Source organism: Paenibacillus sp. 01T442, assembly GCF_056398345.1.
Window position 1 is genome coordinate 28,672 of sequence record NZ_JBFTPF010000021.1, and the last position, 14,045, is coordinate 42,716.

A 14,045-nucleotide genomic window follows, 5' to 3' on the forward strand; every position below is an offset into this window, starting at 1 on the left:
AAGAGCAAGTTCGCTCTGGATATCAACCTTTGACCGATCCGATCAAAACACCTTTGACAAAATATTTCTGAAGGAATGGATATACGCACAGAATCGGCAACACGGCTATGACAACAGCTGCTGCTTTAATTGCTTCCGGAGTAAGCAAAATTCGTTCCACGGCATCATTTCCTCCAATATTGTTTAATAAATTCTCGTCCACCTTGTTAACCATCTGATACAGCTTCACCATAACAGTCAATTTGGTCGACTTTGTGATATAGAGCATCACGTTAAAGTAGCTGTTCCACCAATTAACGGCATAGAACAAAGATAATGCAGCCAAAATAGGCTTGCAGAGTGGGATAAAAATCTGCATTAATATTCGCCAATCACCAGCGCCATCCATCGCTGCAGACTCTTCAATTTCTTCCGGCAGCCCTTCCATGAATGTTTTCATCACAAACATGTTGTAGGTGCTGATCAATCCAGGCAGCCAGACGGCCCAATAGGAGTTCATTAACCCCAACATTTTGATGAGGATAAAGTTGGGAATAATGCCGGCGACAAACAACATCGTAATCGTGATCATCATTAGTATTGCGTTTCGACCAAGAAGTCTCCGTCTAGAAAGCGGATAGGCTGCCAGAATTGTCATGATCATATTAAGCACCGTTCCAACTAACGTGACAACAACCGTGTTACGCATGGCTACGAATAGCTGACCATCGTCAAACAAACGTTCATAGGCGACTATATTAAACTCGATCGGCCATAAGAAAACTTCACCGGAATTAATCGCCCTGCTGCTGCTGAAGGATGCCACTATTTCGTACCAGAACGGGAACAAGGTCATTAATGAGATTATGCCGAGAATGAGGTACATACTTATACTTGCCAATCGAGTTAGAATCCCTTTGCTCGTTATACTCATTGCTTACCATAGCCCCCGTTCACCGGTCATTCGAATCATCCGGTTAACACCAACGATCAGGATCAAGCCGATGGCCGATTGAAACAGTCCGATCGCCGTTGTATAGCTGTAGCTCATATTCTGTAAACCTACCCTATACACATAGGTGCTAATTACATCTGCAACATCAAGTACGGAATTGTTTTGTAGAACGAGCGTTTGTTCCAATCCCACATCCATCATTTGACCCATCCTAAGAATAAGTAGAACGGCAATCGTACTGCGAACACCGGGTAATGTAATGTGCCATATTTGGCGAAGCTTGTTGGCACCATCCATCTTCGCTGCATCATAAAGCTGCGGATCGATCGAGGCCATTGCTGCCATATACAGGATCGTTCCCCACCCGGCTTCCCTCCAAGTGCCCGACAACGTATAGATTAGCGGCCACCAGAACGAATCTGCCATGAAATAGACGGATTCCCCACCGGATATTTTCTTGAGGACCATATTCACAACTCCCGTGCTTGGTGACAACACGGCAACCACAATTCCGCCCAGCACTGCCCATGACATGAAATGGGGAACGTATAAAAAATTCTGTACAATACTCTTGTACCATTTCCTGCGGACTTCATTGAGCAGAAGAGCAAGGACAACCGGAATTGGGAATCCAAAAACGAGGCTGTACAAGTTAAGTACGAGTGTGTTTCGTAATATCCGCCAAAAGTCAGGGCTGGCAAAAATCATTTGAAAATGCTTAAGTCCAACCCACTGGCTTCCGAATACACCGTCTGCGAACCTATAATTCTTAAAAGCAATGATTTCTCCGATCATTGGAGCGAATTTGAACAGCAGATAAAAGCTGATCACGGGCAGGAGCATCATATACAAATGTTTATCCTGCATCATCCTTCTCCAAATCGATTGTCTAAACGTTCTCGCTTCAACCCTTTGCTTCCCGGTCCGCAATTCTGTTGCCGGGAGTCTAGCCTTCATATCGTTTCACCCTCTCGTTAAGTCTTTTCCCAAACCTTTCGTTCGGTTACAGTTTGATTGTAGGAGGGCTGACAAGAGAAGGAAATAGACGTGTTATGAGGTATGTGCCTTTTTTTGTATATTGCCTGGTTACATTTCTTTAGGGTGGTACCTTTATCTTGGGTTTTTGCTCATTAAAGCTTACTCCGACGCAGAATTCGCTCCTATTCCGAGCACCCACTCCCGATATTCGGTGGGCGTCATGCCCGTATATTTTTTGAAAGCCCGAAGGTAGCTGCGTGTATTTGTATACCCAACCCATTCTGCGATATCGTTAATCTTGCGGTTCTTAACAACAAGCAGCTCCTTGGAAGCATTGATCCGGATCTCAATCAAATAATCAATGAAGTTTTTCTCCGTATATTCTTTGAACAGCTTGCTTATATATGACGGATTTAATTGAAATTTTTCGGACAGCAACTCAAGGGAAAATTCACTCTCACGATAATGTTCTCGAATGTAAACCAACAACCTGTCAATTGTCTTATTGCTTCCCCGTTGACTGCGTTTTCCTTCAATTTTACCCGCTAATCCTTCAAGTACAGTTTTGACGATCTGCTGCATATCCTGCCAATTGTCGCATTGATGAATCCGTTGGTGGAGATTACCCATCTCTTCAAGTGATTCTTCCGTATTTATGCCGATCGAAGCAACGACCTGCAATGATTTCATAATCAGATCGTAGGAGAGCTGCCTTATCAAATCGGGAGATAAGCTGCCATTTACCGCTTCTTGAAACAATTCCGTTATATATCCCTCTAATTTCTCGTTTTCTGTCTGCTTTAACGCTTCTACAATTCGATCCGTCATCTTTATCATGCGGTAATAGTCCTGATTATCATGCCCCAGCAAATCTTCTATAGAAATGACCGAATGACTGCCGATGACCATTTTGTATTGCAGGGCTTTTTGCGACTCTTCGTACGATATCGGGATATCCTTCATTTCCTGATAGCATCTTCCTACACCAATGGTCACCTGAAGCCCGAATTGCCTCTTCATGACATCCAAAACCAACTCGAGAACGGCCAATGCACGCAGATGGTTTTGTTCCATATCTCCTTCTGCAAAGCTAAAAACGATGGCAGCGAAACCCACTCCTAAATCAACTGCAACCCCCGAATTTTCCATATTCATCAACTCTTCCGCAACGTTGCATAACGCATACGTATACAAGGTTTCATCTTTCGGGCTAACACCGCCCTCCTTACTGATCTCGGCTGTACACACGACAAACCATTCAGAAAACAAGTTAACTCCAGTAAATTCCAGGTGATGGCGCACGGATGCATACTCCGTTCTATAGCCGGACAGCATGTCCAAGATGATTCTCCATTTCAATACTGGCTTGGAATCCCGGACCTGCTTCTCTAGTTGTTCACGATCTACAAACATTTGGTCGAATACCGTTTCAAGGTAACCCAGCCCAACAGCACTTCTCATCGGCTCATCTTCAGGATGGACTGGCTTGAACGCTCCTGACATTTTCCCGGCTAATCGATCCAAGGGCTTAAAGGTMCGCCGGTTTACGTAAAAAAGAACAGTTAGACCTAAAAGAACCATACCGGCGGCAAACGCAATCATTAAACTCCGTGTAGACTCCAAAGGCTGATATACGTTTGATTTGGGAATAACGCTGACAATTCGCCACCCCGTATATGTAGAGGCTGTATAAAATATCGATTGCTCAATCCCCTCCATTTTCACTGTGAAATATCCACTTCCGTTATGGCTCAGAATCTGTTGAATATAGGGAATGTGTGCCAAGTTCTTATATAATTGCGTTGCGTCGTCATGAGTCACAATGTTTGCTTGATCATCCATAATGAAGGTATGTCCGCCCTGGTCTTCTTCATACACATCCTTGATCATCCGATAAAGAACATCTACACTGATATTGATGGCAACAAGTCCCTTTCGATATTCAGGGCTGCTGATCGATGGATAGGAACGAATCAGCGTAACGACATCCTGTTGTTTTTCACCATCCCACACTTTATGAGTAGTCAGCCATTTTGAATGCCCTTTCATTTTGATATAAGTAGCCAACCAGCTGTCTTCCGAGTCACTTCTCTTCAAATACGTTTTATCAGTCAGTATATCGCCACTTGCCTCTGAATAAAGGAATATTGAAGCAAACAGTTCATTCGTATGCACAGCCGTTTTCAGTTTGTTTGATAATCCAAAAAAATTCGCATATTTCTGAGCTGCATCATCATAACTGTCATACATAAAATATACATACTCTAACTCCTGCGACATATTGAGCAAATCTTTCTCCGTTTGACGAAACACGATCTCGATTTTATCATCAATTTGCTTCAACAAAGCAACATGAGTATTCTTCAGATCCTGCTCCAATCGTCCTACGGTACCCGCATAAGACAGCCAAAAAGATAAAAAAATTATCGTTATGAAAACCAAACTGTAAACAAACATGACCTTTCTTGAAATGCTGAATCTCATAGACTACCCCTCTCTATTACAATCACTCGCATTATATCGCTAGTCTTATTGGCGGAATTCAGTAGGAGTCATCCCGATCTTCTTCTTGAAAAGCCGACTAAAATATTTTTCGTCTTGGTACCCCACTTGATTGGCGATTTCATACGTTTTAAGATTAGAGCCGAGTAGCAATTCCTTAGCTTTATCCATCCGAACCTGGGTTACATAGTCAGTTAAATTTATGCCTTCGACCTGTTTAAACAAAAAGCTTAGATAGACTGGCGACACAAAAACTTCTTTGGCAATGGTATCCAAAGAAAGGTTACTTGCATATTTGGTTTCTAACATCGTTTTAGCAGCTTCCACAACGTTATTCTTGCCGGATTTTCGCAAATCAACGGTTAACTTGAGCAAATGACGAAGAAACGTTTTGCAGATTTGACTAAGTTCCTGCAAGGTAGCAGCGGCTACAACGTATTGAATTTGCTCAGCCGTCAATAGATGATCCAATTGCATCTTGGGATGCAATTCGGAAATAACGCTGGCGCTATAAATCATGGCTTGCAGACTTTCCGTTTTCGTTAATGGAATTGTAATCTCCTTCTCTTGCAGTTCATTGAAAAATGAGTGCATCCAATCCTCTAATTCCTGAAGATTACCTATCTTAAGTGCCATTCGCAGCCGTTCATAAGCAGTTGATATTTCTTCAGCTGTAGACGCTTCAGTTATTAAAGACTCCCGTCCATCGTTCTTTCTCTTGCTCTTTGACATTTCCCAGTCTAAGTCATCAATAAAAATGACTTCGTTCGGTCCAGTGTAATATTTATATTCCAAGGCCATTTGAGCCTGTTCATAGGCCATCTTCCCTTCGAGAACCAATTGTTCATTATGGGCTGAGATCCCGACGGTAACAAAGTATTTTAATGTTTGCTTAATATTTATCACCAAATGCTGCAGGTCACGGCGAAGTTCCTCCATCGCAAATGACATATTAATAATCATCACAAACTGTCCGGATTTCTTCAGAAAGATGCATTTATTTTCCCATCGTTGCAACGTTTCCTCAGTAATATTCTGGATAGCGAAATTCATCAGTTGTTGATCTTCATAATTATAATTTCTGAGGGTTTCGGGATCCTGCTMGATTTGCAGCAGGACTATTCGGAAAGGCTCCACGGTCAATGGAACCTTCAGGTAGGCAGTTTTCTCCCTAAACAACTTCTCGTTAAGTCGAGCTCCTTCCAGTAAGCTTCTTAAAAACCTGTCACGGATTAGAGGCATATTTTCCTGTAGTTGGTGGTTGCGTTGGTTTTCTTCCTCCCATTCTTTTTTTATTTTAATGAGCACTTCTAACATCATATCCGTGTCCGGCGGCTTAAGAAGGTAATCCGAAGCTCCAAGCTGAAGTGCTTGTCTGACATAGTCAAATTCATCGTGGCCGCTGAGAATGATGGATTTCATTGACCATTTCCGATTGCGAATTTCTGTAAGCAATTCCACGCCCCCCATGATTGGCATTTGACAATCCACTATAATCAAATGGGGCATTAGGCATGCCATTTGCTCCAAAGCCTTTCTCCCATTTTCAGCCGGTGGAAGCCATTCAAAGCCGTATTCCCCCCATGGAATTAACATGCTCAATCCTTTTATAACAATCGCTTCATCATCAATGACCATGACTTTCATATAGTTTCCCCCATTGTGTTTCATTTTCAATGATTGGAATTCTTACAATCACAGTGGTGCCGATATCAGGAATACTGTTGATTTGCAGGGCATATTCAGGACCAAACATCATCTGCAACCGTTCGTTCACATTTCGCAAGCCATAACCGCCTTTACTTCGTACTGGTATATATAACAGTTGTTCCACCTGATCCGGATTCATTCCATTACCATTGTCTTGAACGATCCAAACAATATCACTTTCTTGAACATAAGAACGAATTAATAGAACTCCTTGGCGATCCGTAGGCGGTTCGAACGCGTGTAGGATGGCATTTTCCACAATAGGTTGGAGAAGAAGCTTCAACGTAATAAAATGGCCAATGGTGGAATCGATATGATAAATGGGAGTGAATCGACTAGGAAAACGTGCATGTTGAATATTGATATAGGCTTTGATTTGATTCATTTCATTTTCTAATTTGTAGTAATCTTCACCCTTATTCAGCGAAAGCCGGAACAATTCGCTCAACGATTGAACGACTTTAGCCGTTTGGTTATCTCCGTTGATTTTTGAACTAAAGAAAATGTAATCCAACGTATTGTACAGGAAATGTGGCTCAATCTGTGCTTGAAGTGTTTTCAATTCAATCATTTTCTGATTCGTTTGACTGATATAAACTTTCTGAATTAGTTCATTCAATTGGGCGACCATTTCATTATACTTTTGCGTGAGCAGCCCGATTTCATCTTTCGACTCCACAGGGACCTTTTGATTAAAGTCCCCTCGTTTAAAATTGTTCATAGACCGAAGCAATTTCTTAATAGGCAGTGTAATGCCTTTAGAAAGCAATATAGACATCACAATCGCAATTAACAGGAGTGAGAACGACAATATGATCGTGCTGCTGAGCACAATGCTATATTGCTTTTGGATGTCGTCCATCGGAGTAAGGCTCACAATATGCCATCGATATAGCTCAATAGACGTGTTCGCAGCTAAATATTTTTTATTTCCTATTTCATAGATCCAGGTTTGATTGGGCTGAAGCAGATTTTTAATTCCGTTCACATTGTCCTTAAAATGCTTGCTCATTTCTTTATCATCCAACTTACTTGCAACGAGTCGATAATTGTCGTCGAAGAGAAGCAGATTGGTCGTCCGACTGATCTGCACATCTTGGATGGCATCTCTTATGGCATCTCTATTAATTCCAAGAAAAAACATCCCCAACTTTTTGTCTGCATCATACAAACTTAAAATACGTCTGCCTAGTACGATATCATTGTAATTATGTGCGTATATAAACAGAGAAGAGCCCGAATAATCCAAGTGAGACTGGCCGTTACGCGCAGCCGTAGCCATATATAATGGGGACTCTTTAAATTCTTCATAGGGTACCACCTGCCTGAAAAACTCCGAGAAATCCTTAAACATAAAATCATTTTCTCCATACAAAACAATAAATGATATATACTTTTTTGCTTGTTTCAAATTAGATAAATAATTGAAAATTGTCTTTTGTGGATCACCAATATACGAAGGAGCAGTTTGGCTTAGCATCGATTGAATGGTTTCGTTCCCCACAATAAAGGAAGAAAGGTCGGTGGCATCATCCAGCATATGCTTAATATTGTCGGCAATAAGCCGGATGATTTGCACTTGATTCTGCATCGTCTGTTTCTCCAAAAAACGGGTTGCTATGTAGTATGAAAAGCTGCCAAGCCCAATGACGGGAATAAGCACGAGCAAAATGAAGGAAACAAGCATTTTGGTTTGCAATGTTTTGAATTGAAGCATCCTGTTTTCTCCTCACTTATGTTAATTACTAGCATTATAAAGCTTTGCAAACGTCTAAGGTATAGCCTTTCCCCACTTGCTTGAATAAGTCCACTAATCCTTAAAATCGTCACATTGTAATAAAATTCGAGAACATTTACGATAAATTTGTATCCAAATCATCAAGGAGGGGTAAACATGAAACAGTTAAAAAAGCCTGCAACGATCCTAATCAGCCTCGTAGTACTGGCAAGTGTAGCGTTGACAGGCTGTAGTTCTAACAAAGAGGAAAAAAGTGCATCGAACACAACTCCGGCAGCATCAACGAAAGAAATCGATTGGAAAACCGTGAAAGCGGATATACGTTTCGTCTATCCGGGAACATCAGAGGCAGAAAAAGAGTTAGCCGATCAATTTAAAACAAAAATGAAAGAAAAGTATCCAAACGTCAACATTGAGTACATGTTCTTATCCTGGCAGGATATGGAGAAGAAGCTGCCTATTATGCTATCCTCTGCCGATTATCCGGATATAACGATGACTCAAGACGTCACAAGCCTTATTCAGCTGGATGGATTGGAGGATATTTCTCCTTATTTCAATAAAAAAGGCGCAGCATTGAAAAAAGAAGATTTTCTCCCAGGAACACTGGAATATGYGTCCAAAGGAGATAAAATCTATTCCGTTCCGAATCTTGCCAACTCCTTTACCCTCATGGTAAATGAAAAAATGTTGAACGAAGCTGGCATGAAAATTGAAGAATTAAAAACTTGGGACAGCCTGGAGAAAGCAGCACAACTCATGACGAAAGGCGATAAGTACGGCTTTGGTTATCCGCTAGGCGTAGCTCGGTTTGCTTTCAGAGTTCCTTTTACGGCCGCATATAGCAATGGGCTCCTGCTCAGCGATACTACGGAAGCATCAAAGAAAAAATATATCGAGACGCTAGATCATTTCAAAAAATTAGAAGCCTACGGTCCGAAAGCACATTTCACATGGGGCTATCCGGAAATGTGGCGCTCGTTTAGCAACGGAGAAGTGGGCATGGTTGCTGCAGGAACCTACTTTTCTGCTAATGTGTACAGCATCAATCCGGACATCATTAAGGTAACCAGAGCGATTCCTTATCCGAAGGGACCTTCTGGGGACAAGGCACAAGCACCGGTATCGAGCGTTGGAGTAGGCATGTTCAAAGGCAGCAAAAATAAAGATGTTGCATGGAAGCTAATCGAAGAGTGGTCCTCTTCCGAGTTTAATACGTCAGAAGCAGCTGTAGTAAACGTCACTGCAATGAAAACTGCAAATTTGGATGAGATCGTTAAGAAGGCTGAAAAAGTTTACCCAAAAGCCATTGATGGTCACAAGCGAATTTTGCAAGACTTTAACCAAATTCTAGTCAACAATGGTGTACCCATGGCTACCATCGTAGGGCAACCTGAGATAGAGACGCTTGTGCAAGATAATATGACGAAGCTTCTCACGGGAAAAACGAGTACGGAAGAAACGTACACGGCTATCAAAGATGGGATCAATAAAATAAAAGATAAGTTCAAATAACGTTTGTAAGCATGCATCGGGGAACCGACAGGAAGTTAAAGTCGCTGTTCCCCGTTTTTTTTACTCTTATTAAGGAGGTAGTTCACCTATGGACACGCCAATCAAACAACCTAATTCTTCTATTGCGTTAAGAAATAAACATAACCGTTCCCTTATCAAACGGTATGCTTTCGGATATTTGCTGCTTGCGCCAGTCGTATTATATGTGGCCTTGTTTCAATTTTATCCGTTGTTCGATACGCTTCGTCTCAGCTTCTTCAAATACTCACTGCTTCATGGCGGTGGCACGCAGTTTACGGGCTTGAACAACTATAAAGAGTTGATTATGGATGATGATCATTTCTGGTTCATTCTTAGAAATAGCCTTGTTTGGGTTATTGGTTCAACATTGCTCCAATTTCTTATAGCCGTTCCAGCTGCACTTATCCTAAATCAGAAGCTTCGCCTCAGGGGCCTTTGGCGTGGGTTAGTTATGGTTCCATGGGTTTCTCCTGTTGTTGTGATCGGCATCATTTGGAAATGGATTTATGACGGACAATATGGGTTGCTCAATTACTATTTAAAGCTGCTGCATCTGCTTCAAGACAACATCGTTTGGCTCGGGAACGAATTTTGGGTGTGGCCATCATTGCTGCTCACTTCTACTTGGAAAGGGTTCCCCTATGTTACATTAATGCTGCTATCCGCACTGCAGGGAATATCCAGTGAGATGAAGGAAGCAGCAGAAATTGACGGGGCGAACAATTGGCAGAGATTTCTTTATGTCACACTACCTTCGTTAAGACCGATCATGTATGTCACAGGTATGGTTTCACTCATCGCTTCTTGGACGAAGTTCGAAATGATCTGGGCATTGACCAATGGTGGACCGGGTTATACAACCAGTATTTTGCCGACCTATTTATACACCCATGCATTCGTTTATTTGGATTTAGGTAAAGGCGCTGCTATTGGAACTTTATCGATGCTGATTGTGTTGATTATGGTATTTGTTTATGCAAGATTGTTTGGTAAAGATAATAGTTAAGGGGCGAGAACATGAGAGAAACTTACTTGATGAGAATATGGAAATACACGATTTTGTTTCTATTATTAGTTTTTACCTTAGTACCTTTTCTTTGGCTATTGGATACTTCATTCAAGAGCGACGAAGCCATATTTGCCTMTAAACCGACTTGGTGGGTATCACCTTTTACTTTGGATAGTTATACATGGGCTCTAGGAAAAAAAGGGATCCAGCTTGGAAAACTGTTGTCCAACTCTCTGATCACATGTGCGATTACCGCGCTGATAACGGGTTTGATAGCTTGTATCAGCGGTTATGGTTTAGCCAGATATAAAGTTCCAGGGATTAAACTCATATTCGTACTGCTCGTATTGGCGCAGATGATTCAAGGACCAATGATTATGATTCCATGGTATAAGTTTGCATCCTCGATGTCGCTTTTGAATACCAAGACAATACTTGTCATGATTTATTGTACGATGACAATTCCTGTTGGCGTCTGGATCATGAGCGGTTTTTTCAAAACAATCCCGATCGATTTGGAAGAAGCGGCCTACATGGATGGCGCATCGAAACTAAAAACATTGTTTGTTGTTGTGATTCCCCTTGCTTTGCCCGGGTTAGTCGCCATTAGCCTCTATTCCTTTATTCTTGGTTGGAACGATTACCAATACTCGCTTATTTTAACGAACTCCCTTGCTGCGAAAACTGTCCAGGTTGGCATCGCTGAGGTGATGGAAAGCATGGGTTCGACCAATTGGGGAGGCATTCTGGCCAGTGGTGTAATTATCATCCTTCCAATTATTCTGATCTTTGCTATCATTCAGAAATTTCTCATTGAAGGTTTAACCGCCGGAAGTGTTAAAGGATAATTTCTACACAATAACGAGTGTTAAGAAGGCTTGTAACCTTTAACACTCGTTTCAAAGTTTCTATCACAAACATCTATTTCACACAAATAGTCTTTTAGTTTCTCCAGGCTTTATTTCAATGGCTTGTCCTTCCAAGCTGAACCACACGGACAAGGCAGAAGGATTATGAACCAGTTCCCCTGAAACAGCAAACCGTAATTGGTGCAATGCTTTGACGTAAAGGACGATTTCAATATTGGTCGCATACCATATATCGGGTTGCTGACCGATCAATTCACCAAATCGCTCAAGCTGCTCCCAGTTTTGATTGTTATTAAATTCATAACTGTGACCCCATACATATAGCAAAGACATTCGAGGATGACGCGGTCGATCATCAATAAACTTTTGGCCGTATTCCAGCATATCGCGATGGTGGCAGGTAGGAGACCACAGCAACCACTCCTCCGGCATGTCAAAGCTTCCATGATTGATTGTAGTTCGCGCATACTCCACTCCCAGTGCAGGAAGCAGCGCCACAACCTCCTTGTTCCAAGCGCCGTGTGGGTATGACAACCCCTTGACGGGATATTCGGCAAGCTGCTCCAACTCCCGGCGATCCTGCAAGATCTCATCGGCAATTCTTTCCTTTGGAGACAAACTCAGATATGGATGGCTGACCGTATGAGCTGACACCTCATGCCCGCTAAATAATTCTTTCACTTCCGAACGATCCAAATAACCTGGTTTTCCCAAGAGTCCGGAATTCAAGTGAAACGTCCCCCGAATGTCGAAATCATTCAAAATACGAACCATTCTCCGGTCGAATTCCCGTCCGTCATCGTAACTTAGCGTCAGAGCTTTGCACTTTCCGCCGGGAAATAGATCAAAACGAATACGCATACCATCCCTCCAAATTTCAACCTTTTATGGAACCAATCATAGCTCCTTTTATGAAATATTTTTGCAGCCATGGATATATTAATATGATGGGGCCTATCGAAAGCAGCGCAATGCCAGAGCGGACGTTGCTCATCGCAAGCTGCGCTTGCTGCGCATTATTATTTAACATCAAATCATTGCTTTGTTCGCTGATGGATGCCAGCATTTCACGCATAATCACTTGGATAACCGTCAAATTGCGGTTCCGAATATAAACAATGGCATCAAACCATGCATTCCAATGCTCGACTGCAGCCCAAAGGGCTATGGTAGCCAGTACAGGCGTCGAAACCGGCAAAATGATTCTAAACAGAAGCGTCAAATAACCGGCTCCGTCGATCACGGCGGATTCCTCCATAGCTGTATCCAAGGACATAAAATAATTTCGCATGATAATGATACTGAAAATGGCAACAGCTCCCGGAATGATGAGAACTAGAAAGTTGTCGAGCAGCCCCAAACTACGAATGATCAGATAAGTCGGGATTAACCCCCCGCTAAAAAACATAGGGATGATGAAATAAGTGGTAAGCCCCCCGCGAAAAGGAAGTTCTTTCTTGGCAAGCGGATAAGCGGCCAGTATGGTAAATAAAACCTCCAATACAGTCCMGAAGGCGGTACGTAAAATCGAGTTCATATAGGGCCGAACGATCTCCCCAGTGGAGAGCAAATACCGATAAGCTTCAAAGGACCAATTATTTGGCCAGAAATGGAAACCGAGCGTAGTCGCTTCTCTTCCGTCGGAGAAAGATAACACCACCACCTGCCAGAACGGATAGAGGATGACCAATGAAAAAATAACCATAAACATGCTGTTTAGACCAACAAACCACCAACCGGGTTGGAGTCTGACGCGGATTCTGCCTGTTCTTTGCTGCACTTGCCTCATGTTCACCACACCCCATAGTCGTTGAATTTACGCACAATCTGATTCACTGTGACGAGCAGAACAACCCCCACCACGTTTTTGAACAACCCGACTGCAGCGGAATAATCTAATCTAAATTCGACGAGACCCGCCCGGTACACATAGGTATCGATAATATCTCCAACTTCATAGACCAACGGACTATACAAGTTAAGAATTTGATCAAACCCGCCGGATAAAATGTGACCTAAACGAAGTAGAAATAAAATAGTGATCACAGGGATAAGCGAAGGCAGTGTAATATAAATCATCTTGTGAAAACGGTTAGCCCCGTCTGATTCCGCCGCTTCATAGATTTCCGGTGAAATCGAGGATATCGAAGCCAGATACAGAATCGACGCCCAACCCACTTCCTTCCATGCATCGGAAATAAGCAGAAGAGGGATAAAATAAGTTTTACTGGATAAAAAGTTGATCGGTGTTCCGCCGAATAAGGTAATGACGTAATTGACTACMCCCCGCTGTGGGGAAAAGACCTCAACGACCATGCTGGCAATAATGACCCAAGACATGAAATGCGGTAAATACGAAATGCTTTGTACGGTCCTCTTAAATTTATTGTGCATGATTTCGTTGATCAGCAGCGCAAAGATGATCGGGAACGTAAAGCCTACCGCAAGCCGCAGAACGCTGATGATGACGGTATTTCGGAGTGCTCTTATAAAAACGAAATCATGAAACATATTTTTAAAGTGTTCAAAATTATTCCAGGGGCTGTCCCAAATACCAAGCCCGGCTTTAAAGTCCTTAAAAGCTATGATCACGCCATACATCGGCGCATAATGAAAGATAGCAAGATGCACGACAGGCAACAGCAAAAGAAAATACAACATTTTCATTTTTTTTACTTTTTTCCACTTCAGAGCTCTGGATGGTTTCGCTTTAATGACTGATGTTTCAACTGAGATAGCCATGTTCCTCCGCCTTTCTAAAAAGTGGGG

At 42.3% G+C, this 14,045-nt stretch carries 11 protein-coding genes; 3 read left to right on the forward strand and 8 right to left on the reverse strand.

The genetic code is table 11. The features are described 5' to 3' along the window. Positions 1–22: 22 nt before the first annotated feature. The 5 genes from AC1DLM_RS17920 to AC1DLM_RS17940 all read right to left on the reverse strand — a co-directional run bounded on the left by AC1DLM_RS17920 (position 23) and on the right by AC1DLM_RS17940 (position 7,841). Positions 23–913 carry a carbohydrate ABC transporter permease gene (locus tag AC1DLM_RS17920; RefSeq protein WP_441987404.1) on the reverse strand — a complete coding sequence of 297 codons (891 nt, stop codon included), beginning with the start codon at positions 911–913 and terminating at the stop codon, positions 23–25. Positions 914–916: 3 nt separating this feature from the next. Further along, entirely contained in the window at positions 917–1,891 is a 975-nt protein-coding gene (locus AC1DLM_RS17925) for an ABC transporter permease (RefSeq protein WP_441987405.1), read from the reverse strand. 180 nt (positions 1,892–2,071) lie between these two features. Next, positions 2,072–4,396 (reverse strand): helix-turn-helix domain-containing protein, encoded by a 2,325-nt coding sequence (locus AC1DLM_RS17930; protein WP_441987406.1) that lies wholly within the window; start codon positions 4,394–4,396, stop codon positions 2,072–2,074. 45 nt (positions 4,397–4,441) lie between these two features. Further along, a complete protein-coding gene (locus tag AC1DLM_RS17935) occupies positions 4,442–6,061 on the reverse strand; it encodes a response regulator transcription factor (protein ID WP_477570730.1) in 1,620 nt (539 codons plus the stop codon). Further along, entirely contained in the window at positions 6,042–7,841 is a 1,800-nt protein-coding gene (locus AC1DLM_RS17940; RefSeq protein ID WP_441987408.1) for a sensor histidine kinase, read from the reverse strand. The genes AC1DLM_RS17935 and AC1DLM_RS17940 overlap by 20 nt, the downstream gene beginning before the upstream one ends. A 177-nt stretch (positions 7,842–8,018) precedes the next feature. Here AC1DLM_RS17940 and AC1DLM_RS17945 point away from each other — a divergent pair, with 177 nt between their 5' ends. From AC1DLM_RS17945 to AC1DLM_RS17955, 3 genes are all read left to right on the forward strand, one after another. Continuing rightward, positions 8,019–9,377: an ABC transporter substrate-binding protein gene (locus AC1DLM_RS17945; protein WP_477570731.1), complete on the forward strand. Its 1,359-nt coding sequence runs from the start codon at positions 8,019–8,021 to the stop codon at positions 9,375–9,377. Positions 9,378–9,465: 88 nt separating this feature from the next. Continuing rightward, positions 9,466–10,404, forward strand: a complete 939-nt coding sequence (locus tag AC1DLM_RS17950; RefSeq protein ID WP_441987410.1) for a carbohydrate ABC transporter permease — start codon at positions 9,466–9,468, stop codon at positions 10,402–10,404. Between the two features lie 11 nt (positions 10,405–10,415). Beyond that, complete coding sequence (locus tag AC1DLM_RS17955; RefSeq protein ID WP_477570732.1) at positions 10,416–11,255, forward strand: carbohydrate ABC transporter permease; 840 nt, start codon at positions 10,416–10,418, stop codon at positions 11,253–11,255. A gap of 78 nt (positions 11,256–11,333) precedes the next feature. On the opposite strand, the gene AC1DLM_RS17960 is transcribed toward AC1DLM_RS17955, so the two are convergent. From AC1DLM_RS17960 to AC1DLM_RS17970, 3 genes are read right to left on the reverse strand one after another with little or no spacing between them, the layout of a single operon-like run. Continuing rightward, on the reverse strand, positions 11,334–12,137 hold the full coding sequence (locus AC1DLM_RS17960; RefSeq protein ID WP_441987411.1) for a polysaccharide deacetylase family protein: 804 nt from the start codon (positions 12,135–12,137) through the stop codon (positions 11,334–11,336). Positions 12,138–12,153: 16 nt separating this feature from the next. Continuing rightward, a complete protein-coding gene (locus tag AC1DLM_RS17965; RefSeq protein ID WP_477570733.1) occupies positions 12,154–13,065 on the reverse strand; it encodes a carbohydrate ABC transporter permease in 912 nt (303 codons plus the stop codon). A 2-nt stretch (positions 13,066–13,067) separates the two neighbouring features. Continuing rightward, positions 13,068–14,018, reverse strand: a complete 951-nt coding sequence (locus AC1DLM_RS17970) for an ABC transporter permease (protein WP_171628453.1) — start codon at positions 14,016–14,018, stop codon at positions 13,068–13,070. Between the last annotated feature and the right edge of the window lie 27 nt (positions 14,019–14,045).